The organism is Bradyrhizobium sp. CCBAU 45389, assembly GCF_028128625.1.
GTDB lineage: Bacteria > Pseudomonadota > Alphaproteobacteria > Rhizobiales > Xanthobacteraceae > Bradyrhizobium > Bradyrhizobium liaoningense_B.
Genome location: NZ_LBIY01000087.1, coordinates 75287 through 92527, shown reverse-complemented (window position 1 = coordinate 92527; position 17241 = coordinate 75287). Strand labels below are relative to the sequence as shown.

Annotated in this window: 14 protein-coding genes; 8 read left to right on the top strand and 6 right to left on the bottom strand. The window is 65.2% G+C overall.

Annotated features, from left to right (window positions below; translation table 11 throughout):
* The first annotated feature begins 279 nt into the window (after nucleotides 1–279).
* Nucleotides 280–2202: an ATP-dependent zinc metalloprotease FtsH gene (gene ftsH / locus XH79_RS17310; protein WP_018641582.1), complete on the top strand. Its 1923-nt coding sequence runs from the start codon at nucleotides 280–282 to the stop codon at nucleotides 2200–2202.
* A gap of 357 nt (nucleotides 2203–2559) precedes the next feature.
* Here the strand turns inward: ftsH and XH79_RS17305 are convergent, their stop codons facing one another.
* Complete coding sequence (locus tag XH79_RS17305) at nucleotides 2560–3417, bottom strand: alpha/beta fold hydrolase (protein WP_271582384.1); 858 nt, start codon at nucleotides 3415–3417, stop codon at nucleotides 2560–2562.
* 366 nt (nucleotides 3418–3783) lie between these two features.
* Between XH79_RS17305 and XH79_RS17300 the strand changes: the two genes are divergently transcribed.
* On the top strand, nucleotides 3784–5559 hold the full coding sequence (locus tag XH79_RS17300; RefSeq protein WP_271582383.1) for a DUF6798 domain-containing protein: 1776 nt from the start codon (nucleotides 3784–3786) through the stop codon (nucleotides 5557–5559).
* A 70-nt stretch (nucleotides 5560–5629) separates the two neighbouring features.
* Here XH79_RS17300 and XH79_RS17295 read toward each other — a convergent pair whose 3' ends face one another.
* Entirely contained in the window at nucleotides 5630–7102 is a 1473-nt protein-coding gene (locus tag XH79_RS17295) for a hypothetical protein (protein ID WP_271582382.1), read from the bottom strand.
* Nucleotides 7103–7391: 289 nt separating this feature from the next.
* Here XH79_RS17295 and XH79_RS17290 point away from each other — a divergent pair, with 289 nt between their 5' ends.
* On the top strand, nucleotides 7392–7556 hold the full coding sequence (locus XH79_RS17290; RefSeq protein WP_128949876.1) for a Flp family type IVb pilin: 165 nt from the start codon (nucleotides 7392–7394) through the stop codon (nucleotides 7554–7556).
* 417 nt (nucleotides 7557–7973) lie between these two features.
* On the opposite strand, the gene XH79_RS17285 is transcribed toward XH79_RS17290, so the two are convergent.
* Nucleotides 7974–8957 (bottom strand): phosphatase PAP2 family protein, encoded by a 984-nt coding sequence (locus tag XH79_RS17285; protein WP_271582381.1) that lies wholly within the window; start codon nucleotides 8955–8957, stop codon nucleotides 7974–7976.
* A gap of 268 nt (nucleotides 8958–9225) precedes the next feature.
* Between XH79_RS17285 and XH79_RS17280 the strand changes: the two genes are divergently transcribed.
* A complete protein-coding gene (locus XH79_RS17280; protein WP_026311776.1) occupies nucleotides 9226–9906 on the top strand; it encodes a TetR/AcrR family transcriptional regulator in 681 nt (226 codons plus the stop codon).
* Nucleotides 9907–10057: 151 nt separating this feature from the next.
* Here the strand turns inward: XH79_RS17280 and pyk are convergent, their stop codons facing one another.
* Together pyk and XH79_RS17270 are read right to left on the bottom strand one after the other, a co-directional pair.
* Complete coding sequence (gene pyk / locus XH79_RS17275) at nucleotides 10058–11494, bottom strand: pyruvate kinase (RefSeq protein WP_271582380.1); 1437 nt, start codon at nucleotides 11492–11494, stop codon at nucleotides 10058–10060.
* The gene (locus XH79_RS17270) at nucleotides 11491–12072 is read right to left on the bottom strand and encodes a DUF1036 domain-containing protein (protein WP_212345059.1); all 582 of its coding nucleotides are present in this window, start codon (nucleotides 12070–12072) and stop codon (nucleotides 11491–11493) included. The genes pyk and XH79_RS17270 overlap by 4 nt, the downstream gene beginning before the upstream one ends.
* Before the next feature lie 167 nt (nucleotides 12073–12239).
* Between XH79_RS17270 and XH79_RS17265 the strand changes: the two genes are divergently transcribed.
* From XH79_RS17265 to XH79_RS17250, 4 genes are all read left to right on the top strand, one after another.
* Entirely contained in the window at nucleotides 12240–12545 is a 306-nt protein-coding gene (locus tag XH79_RS17265) for a DUF1244 domain-containing protein (protein ID WP_183244176.1), read from the top strand.
* Nucleotides 12546–12741: 196 nt separating this feature from the next.
* Nucleotides 12742–13014 carry a DUF2312 domain-containing protein gene (locus XH79_RS17260; protein ID WP_018641571.1) on the top strand — a complete coding sequence of 91 codons (273 nt, stop codon included), beginning with the start codon at nucleotides 12742–12744 and terminating at the stop codon, nucleotides 13012–13014.
* Between the two features lie 116 nt (nucleotides 13015–13130).
* The gene (locus XH79_RS17255; protein ID WP_271582379.1) at nucleotides 13131–14897 is read left to right on the top strand and encodes an adenylate/guanylate cyclase domain-containing protein; all 1767 of its coding nucleotides are present in this window, start codon (nucleotides 13131–13133) and stop codon (nucleotides 14895–14897) included.
* 47 nt (nucleotides 14898–14944) lie between these two features.
* Nucleotides 14945–15370 carry a DUF1801 domain-containing protein gene (locus XH79_RS17250; RefSeq protein WP_271582378.1) on the top strand — a complete coding sequence of 142 codons (426 nt, stop codon included), beginning with the start codon at nucleotides 14945–14947 and terminating at the stop codon, nucleotides 15368–15370.
* Between the two features lie 127 nt (nucleotides 15371–15497).
* Here the strand turns inward: XH79_RS17250 and XH79_RS17245 are convergent, their stop codons facing one another.
* On the bottom strand, nucleotides 15498–17120 hold the full coding sequence (locus XH79_RS17245) for a DUF882 domain-containing protein (RefSeq protein ID WP_271582377.1): 1623 nt from the start codon (nucleotides 17118–17120) through the stop codon (nucleotides 15498–15500).
* Nucleotides 17121–17241: the final 121 nt, after the last annotated feature.

Genomic DNA, 17241 nt, shown 5'->3' with positions numbered 1-17241 from the left:
GCGGATCATGACACCGGCCGCCTCCGCTGCACGCCGTCAGGACACCTTAACCAGGCAGGAAAAACCCCGCTTCGGACGCCATTATTTCAGCGGGAATCGCTCTAAGATGGGCTAAATAGTCCCATCTCGTTCCCTTGGCAGCGACCGGGTCGGCACCTAAATTGTATGCGTCTAACGATGAGGATTCCTTGGGGATTTCCTCGAATTGCCCGAAGTAACTGGGTCGAGTAACTCCTGAAGGATCAGGGCCGCGATCCGCGCGACCACGAAGGAAGATCGATGAACGCCAATCTGCGCAACTTCGCCCTCTGGGTCATCATTGTCTTGTTGCTGTTGGCGTTGTTCACGCTCTTCCAGAATCCGGGTCAGCGCGCCTCCTCGCAGGACATCGCCTTCTCCCAGCTCCTGAGCGAAGTTGACCGCGGCAATGTGCGCGACGTCGTGATCCAGGGCCCGGATATCCACGGCACCTTCACCAACGGCTCCAGCTTCCAGACCTATGCGCCGAACGACCCGACGCTGGTGAAGCGCCTCTATGACAGCAAGGTCCAGATCACCGCGAAGCCGCCGGGCGACAACGTGCCCTGGTTCGTCTCGCTGCTGGTCTCCTGGCTGCCCTTCATCGCGCTGATCGGCGTCTGGATCTTCCTGTCGCGCCAGATGCAGGGCGGTGCGGGCAAGGCCATGGGTTTTGGCAAGTCGCGCGCAAAAATGCTGACCGAAGCGCATGGCCGCGTCACCTTCGAGGACGTCGCCGGCGTGGACGAGGCCAAGCAGGACCTGCAGGAGATCGTCGAATTCCTCCGCGACCCCGGCAAATTCCAGCGCCTCGGCGGCCGCATTCCGCGCGGCGTGCTGCTGGTCGGCCCCCCCGGCACCGGTAAGACCCTGATCGCGCGTGCGGTCGCGGGCGAAGCCAACGTGCCGTTCTTCACCATCTCCGGTTCGGACTTCGTCGAGATGTTCGTCGGCGTCGGCGCATCCCGCGTCCGCGACATGTTCGAGCAGGCCAAGAAGAACGCGCCCTGCATCATCTTCATCGACGAAATCGATGCCGTCGGTCGTCACCGTGGCGCCGGTCTCGGCGGTGGCAATGACGAGCGCGAGCAGACGCTGAACCAGCTGCTGGTCGAGATGGACGGCTTCGAGGCCAACGAGGGCGTGATCCTGATCGCCGCCACCAACCGTCCCGACGTGCTCGATCCCGCGCTGCTGCGTCCGGGCCGCTTCGACCGCCAGGTCGTCGTGCCCAATCCGGACGTCGTCGGCCGCGAGCAGATCCTCAAGGTGCATGTCCGTAAAGTTCCGCTGGCGCCCGATATCAACCTCAAGACCATCGCGCGCGGCACCCCGGGCTTCTCCGGCGCCGACCTGATGAACCTCGTCAACGAGGCTGCGCTCACCGCCGCCCGCCGCAACAAGCGGATGGTGACGCAGGCCGAGTTCGAGGAAGCCAAGGACAAGGTGATGATGGGCGCCGAGCGCAAGTCGCTCGTCATGACCGAGGAAGAGAAGCTCCTGACGGCCTATCACGAGGGCGGCCACGCCATCGTCGGCCTCAACGTGCCCGCGACCGATCCGATCCACAAGGCGACCATCATCCCGCGCGGCCGTGCGCTGGGCATGGTCATGCAGCTGCCGGAGCGCGACAAGCTGTCGATGTCGCTGGAGCAGATGACCTCGCGCCTCGCCATCATGATGGGCGGCCGCGTCGCCGAAGAGCTGATCTTCGGCCGCGAGAAGGTGACCTCGGGTGCGGCGTCCGACATCGAGCAGGCCACGCGCCTTGCCCGCATGATGGTGACGCGCTGGGGCCTGTCGGAAGAGCTCGGCACGGTCTCGTATGGCGAGAACCAGGACGAGGTGTTCCTCGGCATGTCGGTCTCGCGTACGCAGAACGCGTCTGAAGCGACCGTGCAGAAGATCGACTCCGAGATCCGTCGACTGGTCGAGGAAGGCTACAAGGAAGCGACCCGCATCCTCACCGAGAAGCACGCCGACCTCGAAGCCCTGGCAAAGGGTCTCCTGGAGTTCGAAACGCTCTCCGGCGACGAGATCGTCGACCTGCTCAAGGGCAAGAAGCCGAACCGCGAGTCCGTGCTCGAGCCCACCACCCCGCGTGCCTCCGCTGTGCCCCCGGCCGGCAAGTCGCGCCCACGGCCCGATCCGGATCCCGGCCTGGAGCCGCAGCCGCAGGCCTGATCGGGAAGCGGCAGATGAAATCGAAAAACGCGGCGGCAACGCCGCGTTTTTTTGTTGGCTTGAACCTCAGCTCGCGTGCCCCGGACGCAGCGCAGCGCGTCGCCCTTGCGACGTGGTGCGTTGCAGAGCCGGGGCCCACGTCTCGGCGTCTCCCGTGTCGCCTCCTGGGTCCCGGCTCTGCGCAGCAACGCTAACGCGTTGCAGCGCGTCCGGGACACGAGAGTGGGGCGCGCCATCGCCGCAAACTCCGTCATTGCGAGCCAGGGTGGGCAAAGGCGCCCTTGCGCCGTGCCCACGCTCTCTCGCAATCACGACGGACGTGGTGGGCACGCTTCGCTTTGCCCACCCTACGATATCTCACTTCGCCGCAGCTCCGCCGCGCCCCAGGAAACGCAACACGTCGTCGTTGAACTGCTCGGGATCCTGCAGGAACGAGAAGTGGCTGACCTGCGGCTGGATCAGGAGGCCGGCGCCCGGAATGTTCGCCGCCATGAACTCGGTGTTCTCGCGCTTGATCGCCTCGTCGTGGTCGCCGTCCACGATCCAGGTCGGCACCTTGATCGCCGCGAGGTCCGAGGCCGTCCATTTCGGCTGGCTCTCCCACATCTTGGTGATCTCGTCGACGAAGCTCTTGTACTGCGTCGGGGTCGGCGAGAGGCGCTTGTACTCCTCGCCCGCCCGCGCGATGTAGGAGTTGAAGACCTCGCTCGAGGCGATGTCGGCAACGCCCGACGGATCCGAGTTCGCCGCAAACGCGAACAGCTTGCGCACCCGCTCCGGATGCTTCATGGCGATGTCGAGGCCGATGATCGCGCCGTCGCTCCAGCCGACGATCGCCGCCTTCCTGATCTTGAGGTGGTCGAGCAGTCCGACCACGTCCGAGGCCATCAGATCGTAGCCATAGGGTTCCTGGTTGCGGCTGCTGCGCCCGTGTCCGCGGCTCTCCATGACGATGACCTGATGGTGCCGTTGCAGCGCGCGGACCTGGTGGCCCCAGTAATTGGCGTTGGCGAGGCCGCCATGCAGCAACAGCACGGGCTCACCGCGGCCGTACACGGCGTACCAGACCTTGATGCCGTTGACCGGCGCAAGGCCGCTCTGTGCCGCCCTGGGCAAGGTCGGCGTCGGCGGCAGGTTCAGCCACCGCGGCGCTGCATGCGCGGCATTGATCGAGACCGCGACGAGGAGCGCGGCGAAGAGATTGCGAAACATCATGTGCCTTCCTGTTGGATCATCGGCGTAGGGTGGGCAAAGGCGCCCTTGCGCCGTGCCCGCCATCTCTCGGCAGTCGCGACCGAAATGGTGACCACGCTCGCGCTTTGCCGGCCCTGCGAACGCTGCCCGATAATGATCGGAGTTTGCTGCGATCTCATGGCATGGTTCCTTAGCCCGGCATTTACCATCGGCCAGTGTGCCATTCCTGGAACGCCGATTCATCCGCCATTAGCGTTTGTGGGTTAGCTCTGCTGCTGTCCGTCTTCATCGCTCCGCGCGGGCGAGCGGACGGGCGCTTCAGGACGGATAGCCGGCACGGCGCTCAACCGAGGCTGATCCGCAGCGGTCGCTTTCACCGGCACTCGAATGGCAGACGTCGACGTCACCTCTGACATGATCGGCCGCGATCGCGCGGTCGGAACCTCGAATTTCTGGGTCGAGATATTTTCGGTCGCCGTGTTCGCGTCGGCGGTGTCGGTGTTGCGGACGGGATTCGTCTTCGGCCTCACCAACAACCTCTACCATCTGCCGATCGTTGCCGGTCTCTACAATGAGCCGCAATATGCGGATGACCGGTTCATCCAGTCGCTGCGCTATTTTGCGTCCGGTGTCTGGCTGATCCTGAGCGGCGCCGAACGATACTTCGACAACGTTCCGTTGCTGTTCCTCATTCTGTTCTTCTTGTCCCGCCTGCTCAGCTTCGTCGGATTTCTGTGCTGTGCTTCGTTGCTGGGGATAACGGAACAACGCGACAGGATCGTCTTCAGCCTGATCCTCTGCTTCGTCGCCTTTCTCGACGGCTACAGCTACGCCGGCTCCGGTGGCCTCTTCATCAACACCTTCACCCATTCCGAGATGGCGAATGGCGTGGCCCTGCTGGCGATCTACTTTGCCGCCCGGGGCCGCTTCACTGCGGCGGCGATTGCGCTTGGGATCACGTTCTTCATCAATGCCTTCTTTGCGGTGTGGCTGGTGCTGCCGCTGGCGCTGATCGGGCTACACTTCCTGTCGCAGCGCAAGGCGACATTCGGCGAGATCTCCTCGCGCGCGCTGATCGGTCTCGTCCTGTGCCTGCCGCTTGCGTTTGCAGTGCTTCACGGCTTTCTGGCAAATCCGGAGTTCGGTCGTCCGTTCGGTTTCGATTATGCCGAGTTCCTCCGTCAGTACTTCCCCGGTCACGTGCTGATCGACTCGACCTCGCCAGGCGATCTTGCGGGGCTCCTCGGCGTCGCCGTCATCGGAGCGCTCGCGTTTTTCCTGCTGAGGCAGGCTGCCGCGGAATTGCGGGCGGCCTATGCGGGCGCAATCCTGGTCTATCTGATCGGCATCGTCGTTCCCTTCGCCACGGGATCGCCGTTCATCCTCAACCTTCATTTCCTGCGATCGAGCACGGTCATTCATCTCCTGGCCGCCCTCGCGATCGCGGCTTTGGCGACGAAGTGGCTGCGGCGGGACAAGGAGGCGACCTTCCTTCCCGCGTGTCTCATCGTGCTGTTCCTGAGCTTCGACGGCTGGGCCGGCCTCGCCTTCGTCATCGCCGCCTTGATGTATGTGCTTCGAGCGACAGGATCGGGACCGCTCCCATCCTATCAGCGCACCATGGGCCATCTGGTGCTCGCCACGACCGTATTCCTCGCTTACCCGCTCGCGATCCGTTCCAGTCTCAACTTCAACCGGATCTGCAACGAGGCCATCGAGGAGTGGGGCGCCGTCGGCGCATGGGCGCGCAACAACACGCCGTTGAACGCCATGTTCCTCACCCCAAGCCGGCCGGGGCTTGATGGTCGCTCGGAGGTGAGCACCGCCGACATGGCGCTCGATCGCGCCAGCGTATTTGAATACGTCTCGCACCGTCGCGTCTGGATCGATCACAAGCGCGGCGGAACCGCGATGTGGATGCCGTCCTATTACCAGACGTGGCGAAGCAGGTTGACGGATGTCGACGGCCTGAAGTCGCTGGATGAGCGCCTCGCCTATGCGTCGCGCAATGGCGTCGGCTATGTCATCGATATCTGCCAGAGCCCGGAAGCGCAGAGCGGCGCGCTCTATCGAACGAAACGGCTCTGCGTATTTTCCGCTGGCGGAAGCGAGCCGGCTGCGCGGAAGGACGCTTCGTCGGCGATAGGTGAATCGTCCGGTTAATCAGCCGAGCGTCGCGCGATCCGGCGCGGCGCTCAACGATCGCCGGACGCGCAGTCCGTGCTTGGGATCGTCACGGAGCCGTGGCGTCCTCGCGCACATGGATCACCGCGATATCGTCCGCATAGATCCGCTTCCAGCCCTTGAGGTGGTCGAGGATCTGCGGGCCTGGCGCATCGGCGGCCAGCAGCGTCGCGTCGATCTTGTACTCCTCGAGCAGGCGGGGCAGCAGCTCGGGCTTCTTCCCCTCGGTCGCCTTGAAGAAGTCCATCACGAATTTCTCGCCATAGAGCTCGGCGCGGCCGTCGACGAAGACCGGGATATCGCGCGCGATCAGATAGCCGCCGAACCTGTAGGCGTTGAAGATGCGCTGCGCCCCGCGCTTTTCGAGCAGGTCGGTCGCCGCAACAGGCGTCTGGTCCATCGTGAATTTGAAGCGGTGATGCGACATGAAGATCGAGGTCGAGGTCCAGCTTGCGGCCACGATCATCAATGCGCCCGCTGCAGTCACGTACCGGGCAGGCCAGCTCTCGCTTGTTTGCGCATCGGCTTGCTGCTGGGACGATTTCTCGCCGAGCGGCTTGGCCAGCACCAGCGGCACCAGGAAGGCAAAGGCCTCGATGCTCCTGACATGGCTGAGCGCCATCCAGGTCAGCAGCAGGATCAGCAGAATGCGCGGCGGCGACAGCGTCAGGTCGCGATAGAGCCCGAGCGCGATCAGGCCGAGCAGAGCGCCTTCGAACGCGGTGAAGGATGCGAAGTTCGCCGGCGACCATTCGGAAATGACCGTCAGCAGCTCGCCGAGATTGAGGATGTTGGTCGCACCCAGCAGCGTGCGCCAGCCATAGGGCGTGACGCAGCTCGCGGCCAGGGCGGCAACGCCGAACAGGAACCAGCGCAGCAGCAGCCGGATCTGCTTATTGGACTCAAGGCCCCAGAGCGCCACGAACGCCATCGGGCCGATCAGCGCGAGGCCCAGCACGAAGCCGCCATGCAGGTTCGCCCACAGCGACATCAGCGGCAGGCAGCGCCATGACGGCGTGCCTTTGCGATCGGCTGCCGCCATCAGCATGCCGACCCATGCGATCATCACGGGCAGCGCCAGCATGTGCGGCCGCGCCAGGATGTGATGCAGCGACAGCACGACTGCCAGCATCGCGAACAGCACCGAGCGCGGCATCTCCAGATGCGCCTCGAGCAGATAGACGAGGATCGCCGCCGACAATGCGACCGCGACCGCGGTGAGGATCACCGGGCCGCCCCAGCCCCATTGCGTATAGGAGAGCGCGAACGCGACCTGCGACAACCATGACGTCGAAACCCAGGGCGCTCCGGGCCGCGTGAAGGAATAGAAGTCGGTGTAGGGCAGGGCGTGGTGATCGAGAATCCATTGCCCGATCTTGATCTGCCAGAACGAGTCGGAGTCCTGCAGCAGCGTATCGCCGACACAGAGAAAGAAGAGATAGGCGCCCGCTCCGACGCAGAGCGGCACCAGCGCTCGCGCGCGGCTCTGTACTGCGATGCTGCTGGCAAAGGAAAGCGACATGCCGCCTCGTCGTCCTGCTTGTTCTTGTCGGATTGGCTGATGGCATTGGACCACGGCGATCATAACTTCGGGTAAACCGCGACGATCGTGTGATGTCGTTACAATTTAACGGATTGTTTTCAAATTCGATTTACCATCGGCGAATACTCGCAAACCGCTGTTTGTTTCCGCAGTCGAATTAACTGCGGCGCAATTCTTTGTCTCTAGGTTCGGTTCCATGGTCGGGCGGCGCTGGGAAGCCGAAGAGACCAGACCAGTTGTAGCCTTGTGTACTTTTTGGGAGCACTCTATGAAGAACCTCGTTTCGCGTTTCGTGAAGGATGAATCCGGCGCCACCGCGATTGAATACGGCCTGATCGCTGCCGGCATCGCGCTCGCGATCATCACCGTCGTCAACAACCTCGGCAGCACGCTGAACACCAAGTTCGGCTCGATCTCGTCCAGCCTCAAGTAAGGCCGAACGACCTGGGAATTCTGAGAGCCTCGTCTTCGACGAGGCTCTTTTCTTTTGGGCGCACGCCATCATTTCCGAGCCCGCGCATTCATCACCGTCACCCTGAGGTGGCCGCGAAGCGGCCCTCGAAGGGCGACGGCCCGGCTGCATCGGGGCCGTCTATCCTTCGAGGCTCGCTACGCGAGCACCTCAGGATGACGGGATTGACGCTTGTAGGGTGGGCAAAGCGACTTGTCCGCCGTAGCTCGAAGAGCGAAGGCGGCGTCGTGCCCACCAACCGCAGATGATGGGGCACATCGCGCCCACAACATCATTGCGAGCGCTCCACTTCGATCTCAGTTGCGGAAAAATGGTGGGCACGGCGCTGTGCGCCTTTGCCCACCCTACGGCAGCGTGGTTGTGACGGCGAGTGCCCGGCTATTCTGCGAGGCTGGGCTGCCAGACCGGCGGTAGCGCGGGTGTGGCGGATGCAGGCGCCGTGCGGCCAAGCCGTTCAACCCAAAACTTCGTCACCCAGATCGAGGCTGCGGCGCCGGCGACGCCGCCGGCGACGTCGATGAGGTAATGCGCGCCGATCGCCGGCGTCGCCGCGATCATCAACAGGTTGAGCGCCGCTGCGATGCCGCCGATGCCCCGCACCGGCCACAGCGCCCACATGTAGAGTACGGCGGACGCGGCGTGAAAGCTCGGGAACGAGACGATGCCGGAGAGGAAGAACAGCCGCAGCTCGTGCAGGCTGCCGTCGCGCAGCGCGAGGATGTCGCGCAGCTGACCGGCATAGACCGCGGTGTTGATCTCGGGGAAGTGCGCGGCCGGCAATTGCAGCCCGTAATAGGTGCCGATCGCCGGCACCATTGCGGAGATCGCGATGGTGACCGCGAGCGCAAGGCTCATCGCGAGCATGAACACCTGCAGCCGCACATAGCGTGCCGTCAGCGTCAGCACGACGGGAACGCCGAGCAGCGGCCATTTGATCAGTCCGTAGCCGCGCGCGAGGACGTCTGCCAGCCAGGGATGGTCGTTGATGTAACGCGCGATCGGCTCGGGATCGAGGCCGAGCGCGCGGTCGATCGCAAGCAGCGCCTCGTCCTGGAGCGGCCAATTCATCTTGCCCGCGACGTAGCTCAAAGGTCCGACGATGGCGCAGGTGAAAATGACCTGTCCGATCGTGCCGAGCGAGAACACCAGTTTTGGATCGGCAAGCTCGCCCTTCGTCAGCCGGTGGCCACAGGCGACGCCGACCAGGATGGCCGCGATCGCCACGGTGATGCTGTAGGCGACGGGCTCGAGGCTCAGACCGGTTGCGGGCAACCCGAACGCCAGCAGGCTGCCCATGGCCACGATGGGAAGCCAGTTCAGATTGAAGAGCCGCCAGGCGGTTCGGGCGTCCGAATCGAGCATGCTGCACCGAGCTAGGATCGCAGTCGGCGGTAAGGTCGCGGACCTGCTTTAAGATGGCGGTAACAATCGTGGTTAGCCGTCTATCAACCGGCTCTCGCACTTTGCGCATTTGTCGCTTGCGTCTTTGGCGTGACGCGTCACGCAAATGCATCTTGTCATCCCCCCTGAATAGTTGTTCAGTCCTTGCGGGGCGATTTGCAGCGAATTGCGTGACGAAGCGTTCGGCCGCGGGGCGTGCGGACGGCGTGTGTGGGACAGGAAGCGCGCCATGGTTTATCGGCGGACGCATCAAGTGGTTAAGCGCCTTGCGGCCCGGCGCAGTGCGATACTGGCGGCAGCGCGGGAGGCGGCGGCGGAAGGCGGCATGGCGGCGGTGCAGATTGCGCCGGTCGCGGTCCGGGCCAATGTCGCGGCCGGAACGGTCTACCGCTACTTCCCCTCCAAGGCCGAGCTGATCTCCGAATTGATCGCCGAGGTCTCGCGTGACGAGCTCGCGGCAATCCGCCGGGCGGCCGATGCCGCGCCGGGCCCGTCCTCGGCGCTGGCAGCCGCGGTCACCACGGTGGCGGTCCATACCCTGTCGCAGCGGCGGCTGGCCTGGGGCATCCTGGCCGAGCCGGTCGATGTCGACGTCAGCGCCTCCCGGCTTGCCAGCCGGCGCGAGATCGCCGGCGAGATCGCTGCCCGGATCGATGCGGCCGTGCGTGCCGGTCATCTGCCGGCGCAGGATACCGCGCTTGCCGCCACCGCGCTGCTGGGCGCGCTGCACGAGGCTCTCGTCGGGCCGCTCGCGCCCGACAATCTCGAAGATCCCGTCAAGATGCGCGATGCGGTGCAGACCGTGACGCTGCTGGCGCTGCGCGCCGTCGGCGTCATGGACGCCCGCGCCCGCGGCCTCGTGGTCCAGCAGACGCTGCTCCCGACGACGAAGGCGCTGGTCGGGGCGTAAAATCGCGCCGCGACCGAGGTGGCGACCTGAGCGCGCTCAGGTCATTGCCTGAGCGCGCCTTTTCGCGAAACCCCGGCATATCAGCCGGGCCGCCCGGCTACTGTGCATGGGGTTGTTTTCCGACTTTTTTGTTTGGCCGCGCTGGCGGGGCCTAGATGTTGGCGTCGCCCTCTGGGCCGACCGAGGCGATGCGTACCATGTTGGTGGTGCCGGGGATGCCGAGCGGCACGCCGGCGACGATGATCACGCGCTGGCCGGCGCGGACGAAGCCGTCCCGGAACGCGATCTGGCCGGCGCGGCTGACCATGTCATCTTGATCGCGCGCGTCTTCCGCCACCACGCAATGCACGCCCCAGACGACGGCGAGCCGGCGGCCGGCGGTGATGTTGGGTGTGATCGCCACGACCGGCGGCTTCGGCCGCTCGCGCGCCACGCGCACGGCGGTCGAGCCCGAGCTGGTCCAGCAGATCAGGGCCGGCAGGTCCAGCGTCTCGGCGATCTGCCGCGCGGCGTCGGCGATGGCGTCGCCCGCGGTGGATTCCGGCGCCGGGCGCTGGGCCGCGACCACGGTGCGATAGGTCGGGTCGCGCTCGACCTCCTCGCCGATGCGGTTCATGGTCGAGACCGCCTCGACCGGGAATTTGCCGGCCGCCGATTCCGCCGACAGCATGATGGCATCGGCGCCTTCATAAACGGCGGTGGCGACGTCGGAGACTTCGGCGCGGGTCGGCACCGGCGACTGGATCATCGATTCCAGCATCTGGGTCGCGATCACGACCGGCTTGCCGGCGCGGCGCGCCATCCGCGTCATCTGCTTCTGCAGGCTCGGCACGCGCTCCAGCGGCAGCTCGACGCCGAGGTCGCCACGCGCCACCATCAGCGCATCGGAGGCCTCGATGATGTCGGCGAGGCGGTCGATCGCCTGCGGCTTCTCGATCTTGGCCATCACAGCGGCGCGGCCGCGGATCATCTTCTTGGCCTCGATCACGTCGTCGGCGCGCTGCACGAAGGACAGCGCGATCCAGTCGACGCCGGTGACGAGGGCCGCCTCGAGGTCGGCGCGGTCCTTCGGCGTCATGGCCGAGACCGGCAGGTCGGTGTCGGGCAGGCTGACGCCCTTGCGGTCGCTCATCTTGCCGCCGACCACGACACGCGTCACCGCGTGCTCCTTGGAGGTCTCCTCCGCGATCAGCCGCACCTTGCCGTCGTCGAGCAGCAGCGCATGGCCGGGCCTGAGCGCAGCCAGGATCTCCGGATGCGGGAGGTGGACGCGCGTGGCATCGCCGGGCGTCTTGTCCGAATCGAGGGTGAAGGTCTGCCCGTTCTGGAGCTGCACCGCGCCCTCGGCGAAGGCGCCGAGCCGGAGCTTGGGGCCCTGAAGATCGACCAGGATGCCGATCGGGCGGCCGTAGCTCGACTCGACATTGCGGATCGTCGCCACCAGCTCCCGCATCTTATCATGCGGGGTGTGGCTCATGTTGATGCGGAACAGATCGGCGCCGGCCTCGAACAGGCGGCGGATCATCGCGAGGTCTGAAGAGGCGGGTCCCAGGGTCGCGAGAATCTTGATACGGCGAAGACGCCTCATGGCTTATTTCCAGGCGGGGGTGGCAGGCCGGGCGAGCCCGGGGGCGTAGCACCGGGCGGGCTATTGGGCAAACCCGGAACGCCGCCCGGGCCAACCGGTCCGGGCAGGCCAGGCACGCGCTGCTGCGCCGGCTGTTCGTTGGCATCGGTGAGCTGCACCGTCCAGGCGCGTTGCTCGCCGGTATCGACCTCGAAATAGCCCGTGCGGTCATAGCCGCGTGCCAGGCAATCCTCGGTGCCGCGGATGGTGAATTCCTTGTCGCGCGAGCACATGAAGGCCTGGCCCGACCATTCGCCGCCGCGGTCATAGTCGATGGCGTAGATGTAGTAGTAGCGGGCGACCAGCGTGCCCCGCAGCAGCGTCTCGCAGGAGCGGGACGAGATGTTCCACCAGCCCTCCGTGGTCCAGCCCTCGGCGTCCTTGTAGCCGAGCGCGATGCCGACCCGGCTCGAGGTGTTGTTGCAGAGGCGGAAGTCGGCGGAAGCCGGGCTGGTCCAGAGGCACAGCAGGGCGACCGCCAGCACCGGGACCAACCGGGCGAGCAGGCGAAGCGGGGAGCGGGGAGATTCGGCAATCATTGTTGCGGAAGCTATACCAGATCATTGACGATTTGGCGTAGGGCCGGGGAACCGCCCCAAAGCCGGGCCATGGCCCGTTTGCCCCGCGATATGGCAAAATCTGTGACAGGACCCCACCTGATCCCGTAAGGGTGACGATGTCCAAGGGCCAGCCGAGGGATCCAGCTATGGCAATCGACGACAAAACCAGAACGGAGCTCGAGGCGGCCGCTTTCCGGCGCCTGGTCGATCATTTGCGGAGCCGGACCGACGTCCAGAACATCGATCTGATGAATCTGGCCGGCTTCTGCCGCAACTGCCTGTCCAACTGGCTCAAGGACGCTGCGGACGCCCAGGGCGTCGCCTTGAGCAAGGACGAGAGCCGGGAGGCCGTCTACGGCATGCCCTACGAGACCTGGAAGGCGAAGTACCAGGGCACGGCCACGCCCGAGCAGCTCGAGGCGATGAAGAAGGTCCATCCCCACGGGCACTGAACGGCCCCGCCACGCATCGCCTGAGTCGCATCACACAACAGCTTTCTTTGCACCCCCGCAGGAAGGTGTGGGCGCGCTGTGGACGAGCGCGATGCTTGCTTGAACGCTGGGAGCACCGACCCTAAGGGTCTTCCCAGCACGCGCGGTGAGGATGCCGGCGTCACCTCGTTTTGCCAGTTCCATTGGGAGTACCAAGATGGCCACCTCCGCCGCCGTCCGCGACGACGAGCCCGCGACGAAATTTGCCAAGGACCAGCTCAAGTCCATCATCGAACGCATCGAGCGGCTGGAGGAAGAGAAGAAGGCGATCTCCGACGACATCCGCGACGTCTATGCCGAGAGCAAGGGCAACGGCTACGACGTCAAGGCGCTGCGCACCATTGTGCGCCTGCGCAAGCAGGACCCCAACGAGCGCGCCGAGGCCGAGACCATCCTCGAGACCTACATGCAGGCGCTCGGGATGCTCTGAAGGCGGCAGGACCGCGCCTCACCCGTAAGATACCTCGCCGGGCCGCAATTTGCGGACGGCCCGCGCTTGGGCAAAATCCGCTGGTCTGCTAGAATGCTCGGTGAAGGGACCGAGCAATGGATGTGCCTGGACCAGAGCGCAGGCTCGCCGCGGTCCTCGCGGCTGACATGGTCGGCTTTAGTCGGCTGATGGAGGTCGACGAGGGTGGCACCCTCGCGCGCCTCAAGACCCACCGGATCGAGCTCATCGATCCGGCGATTGCAAAAAATCACGGCCGCATCATCAAGACGACGGGCGACGGCCTGCTCGTCGAATTCCATAGCGTCGTCGACGCAGTGTTGTGCGCTGCTGAAATTCAGAGCCGGATGGGGCGCCGCAACGCCGATGTCCCGCCGCCGCGATGGATACAATTCCGCATCGGTATCAATCTGGGCGACGTGATCGTCGATCAGAACGACATTTTCGGCGACGGCGTCAACGTCGCGGCACGGTTGGAGGCCCTGGCCGAGCCTGGAGGCATCTGCATCTCCAGCGCGGTGCGCGACCAACTGGGCGAGCGCCTCGATGGTGTCGCATTCGAGGACATCGGCGAGCAGAACGTCAAGAACATCGTGCGCGCCATCCGCGTCTACCGGATTCGATTGGAGGACGGGCCGGCAAGTGCGCCGGTCGGCACGACGGCCGCTGCAAAGGCGACTGGCAAGTCGAAGAAGCCGTCAATCGCGGTGCTGCCCTTCGCCAACATGAGCGGCGATCCGGAACAGGAGTTCTTCGCGGACGGTTTGACCGAGGACATCATTACGGAGCTTTCACGCTTCCACGACCTGCTGGTGATCTCGCGCAACTCGACCTTCGTGTACAAGGGAAAGTCGGTCAAGGTGCAGGATGTCGGCCGCGAATTCGGTGTCGACTACGTCATCGAGGGAAGCGTGCGAAAGGCCGGGGGGCGCGTCCGCGTCACCGTGCAGCTGATCGATGCGGAGACGGATCGACATATTTGGGCCGAGCGCTATGACGGCGAGCTCAAGGACATCTTCGCGATCCAGGACGAGATGACCCGGGCGATCGTCGCCACGTTGCCCGGCCGTGTCGAGGCGGCGACGCACGATCGGGCGAACCGCAAGCCGACGGACAACATGGCCGCCTACGAATGCGTGCTGGCTGCGAAGACCTTGCACCATCGCTCCAATCGCGAAGACAATGCGCGGGCGCAGCTTCTGCTGGAGCGGGCGCTCGAACTCGACGCGAACTATGCTCACGCGCATGCGTGGAAGGCGTGCGTCCTGGGCCAGACCTGGGTCTATAACTGGTGTGCGGATCGCGATGCCACCTTCCAGCAGGTGGCTTCAGAGCTGGAAACCGCGCTGGGCCTCGACGACAACGACAGCGACGTGCACCGCATCCTCGCGGCACTCAATCTGAATCGCGACGACCATGATAAAGCCACTTACCACCAGGAGCGTGCGCTTGCGCTCAACCCGAACTATGACCTCGTGGTGGTGCAGCAGGGCGAGCTTCTGACCTGGCTGGGAAGGCCGGAGGAGGGCATCGACTGGATCAAGAAGGCGATGCGGCTCAACCCGTATCATCCGGAACGCTTCTGGAGTCATCTCGGGCGCGCCTATTATTGTGCCGAGAAATACGCCGAAGCGGCCGAAGCGTTCTCGAGGATCTCACGCCCCGATCACACCCATCATGCGTTCCTTGCCGGGATCTTCGCGCAGATGGGCAATGCAGTGGCCGCCGGCGCGCACGCGGCCGAAGTGCTCAAGCGTGAGCCGGCATTTTCCGTGGCCAATCATCTTTCCACCCAGCATTATAAGCGCGAGGTCGATCGTCAGCGCTATGAGGCGGGCCTTCTCCGGGCAGGCCTGCCGGCCTGATCCGGCGCACGGCGGAGGCCGATCGCCGATCCTTCGAGAGTGAGACTGTGACCGAGCCGATATTGCCGCGCGAAGTGAGCCGGGCCTTCGACGCCTTTCCGGCGCCGATGCGCAAGCGGCTCCTTCAGGTGCGCGATCTGATCTTTGCGACCGCCGCGGCGCATCAGGAGGTCGGCCGACTCAGCGAGACCCTGAAATGGGGCGAGCCCGCCTATCTGACCGAAGAGACGGGCAGCGGCTCAACGATCAGGCTCGGCCGCCTGAAGGATTCCGATCACGCCGCCATTCTGTTCAACTGCAAGACGACGCTGGTCGACACCTTTCGCGAGCGCTTTCCAGATCAGTTCGAGTATCGGCAGACCAGGGCATTGCTGCTGCCGGTGGAGGGCAAACTGCCGAAGCGGGAGCTCGCCGTCTGCCTGTCGCTGGCGCTGACCTATCATCTGGATCGGCGGGGCAGGAAAGCGAGATAGGCTGCACTTGTAGCCCGGATGGAGCGCAGCGAAATCCGGGGTCTCGCGCAGCACGCGCCGCTTTCCCGGATTACGCTTCGCTCCATCCGGGCTACGAGACTGATTTCTTGGAAATAGTAAGGGCTTATCAGCGTAGCGCTGCCGTCCGCATCACGAACGACGTCGTATCGAGCTTCGCGGTCGCGCTGCCCGAGAAGCTGTCGCAGGACAGGCCCGGCATCGGATCGTCGGTGAAGCCCATCGCGATCACCGTCTGCGGCTTGACGAAATAGCCGCGCAGCGCCGCCGTATCGAGCTCGCCCATCAGCGTGACCGACATCGCACGGCTGGCGCTCGGCGACAGCATCACGATCTTGAGCCAGATGCTCTCGTTCTTGGCCGCGGACAGGCGGGTCGCGGTCGCGACCATGCCGTCGACGCTCTTGCCGACCACACTGTTGATCTCGGTGGCGGGTGCCGCGCCGCGCGCGCCGGGACGGGCAGAGCGCGGGATCGGCGCGGAGGCGGCGACCACGTTGCTGCGGTCGACCGGAGAGGCGGCAGGTGCGTAGGCCAGCGCCTGAAGAGTTGCGCTGGACACGCTCGCGGTTGGCTGCGGATCGCTCGCCGAGGCAAGCGCCTGACGGGCCTTCAGCGCCGCGACCTGCGCCGGCGTCGCCTGCTGCGGCGTGGCGGGAGTATCCCAGAAGCCGCGGGCATTGATGATGTCGGCCGGGGTCTCCGGCTTGGCCTCGGTAGATTTGGCGGCGGGCTTGTCAGCCACGGGCGCGGGCTTCGGCTTGGGCGACGCGACGAGCTGCGCATCGGCCGAGGCGAGCTGGAGGGTGGCGGCGACCTGCGGCTTGGCGCGCGGCGTAGGCACCGGATCAGCCGGCTTGGCTGCGGCGGCGACCACCGTCGCGGCGGAGGGCTTGGCGGCCGGGGCCGGCGCGCCCTCGTCATCCTCGTCGTTGCTGGCGGCGGCCGGCGCCGACTTGCTCTTGAACAGGGCGGCGAAGAAGTTCGGCTTGCTGCCGGAATCGTCACCGTTGCCGCGGCGCTCGATCTCGGCCTTGGCGAGCTCATAGCCCTTCAGCGGCGTGCCGTCGGTCGGCAGATGCACCGTCTTTCCGTCCGGGAAGACGCGGGCGAGCTGGTCATGCGTCATGCGTGGCCAGTGCCGGATGCTGCCGGTGTCCAGATGCACGAAGGGCGAGCCGGAGGTCGGGTAGAAGCCGACGCCGCCGCGCTGCAGGCGCAGGCCGGCGAAGCGGATCTGCTCCAGCGCCACGCCCGGAATGTAGAAGTCCATCGCATGCCCCAGCATGTGCTGGCTGAAGCGCGCCACGCCGGAGGAGCGGCGGCGGAGCATGGCGTTGGTGGCGGGGGAGCGGTAGGAGGAGATGATCTGGATCGGCTGCTTGCCGTCGACGTCGCGATAGACTTCCCAGAGGATGTCGAAGAGGCGACGGTCCATGACCGTCTCGTCCTGGGTGCGCCAGTCGCGCAGGAAATGGTTGAGCTGCTTCAGCGCGGCTTCGTCGTAGCGCCCGTCGCGCTTGAAGGTGACGGTGAGGTCCTCGCCGGAATGGGTGTGGTGGAAGGAGAGGGTCTTGGTCTCGTTCAGCGCGGCCGCGTTATGCACCGAACCTGCGGCGGCAAGCAGCAGCGCGGCAGCGAGGCCGATCCGGGATCCGGCCTTCACTCCCGCATGGGACAACGACAGCACAGCGTATTGGCGTGCAAGACCAGTCAGCACGTATGAGCCCACCCAGTCGACGAGCGTTCAAATGGACTCTCCCGCCAACCCCGTTAGCGCGCGAAAGAGGGTGAACGCTTTCTTAAAGCAAGAAGGTTAATTCGAGGTTGACCTTCCCGCCCCCAAACCAAGT

What these genes read in the sequence shown, in the direction of transcription:
- XH79_RS17255 (WP_271582379.1), top strand. Translation starts at nt 13,131, where the DNA reads ATGGATGTGCCTGGACCAGAGCGCAGGCTCGCCGCGGTCCTCGCGGCT.
- XH79_RS17295 (WP_271582382.1), bottom strand. Translation starts at nt 7,102, where the DNA reads ATGTCGCTTTCCTTTGCCAGCAGCATCGCAGTACAGAGCCGCGCGCGA.
- XH79_RS17260 (WP_018641571.1), top strand. Translation starts at nt 12,742, where the DNA reads ATGGCCACCTCCGCCGCCGTCCGCGACGACGAGCCCGCGACGAAATTT.
- pyk (WP_271582380.1), bottom strand. Translation starts at nt 11,494, where the DNA reads ATGAGGCGTCTTCGCCGTATCAAGATTCTCGCGACCCTGGGACCCGCC.
- XH79_RS17305 (WP_271582384.1), bottom strand. Translation starts at nt 3,417, where the DNA reads ATGATGTTTCGCAATCTCTTCGCCGCGCTCCTCGTCGCGGTCTCGATC.
- XH79_RS17270 (WP_212345059.1), bottom strand. Translation starts at nt 12,072, where the DNA reads ATGATTGCCGAATCTCCCCGCTCCCCGCTTCGCCTGCTCGCCCGGTTG.
- XH79_RS17300 (WP_271582383.1), top strand. Translation starts at nt 3,784, where the DNA reads ATGGCAGACGTCGACGTCACCTCTGACATGATCGGCCGCGATCGCGCG.
- ftsH (WP_018641582.1), top strand. Translation starts at nt 280, where the DNA reads ATGAACGCCAATCTGCGCAACTTCGCCCTCTGGGTCATCATTGTCTTG.
- XH79_RS17285 (WP_271582381.1), bottom strand. Translation starts at nt 8,957, where the DNA reads ATGCTCGATTCGGACGCCCGAACCGCCTGGCGGCTCTTCAATCTGAAC.
- XH79_RS17290 (WP_128949876.1), top strand. Translation starts at nt 7,392, where the DNA reads ATGAAGAACCTCGTTTCGCGTTTCGTGAAGGATGAATCCGGCGCCACC.
- XH79_RS17265 (WP_183244176.1), top strand. Translation starts at nt 12,240, where the DNA reads ATGGCAATCGACGACAAAACCAGAACGGAGCTCGAGGCGGCCGCTTTC.
- XH79_RS17280 (WP_026311776.1), top strand. Translation starts at nt 9,226, where the DNA reads ATGGTTTATCGGCGGACGCATCAAGTGGTTAAGCGCCTTGCGGCCCGG.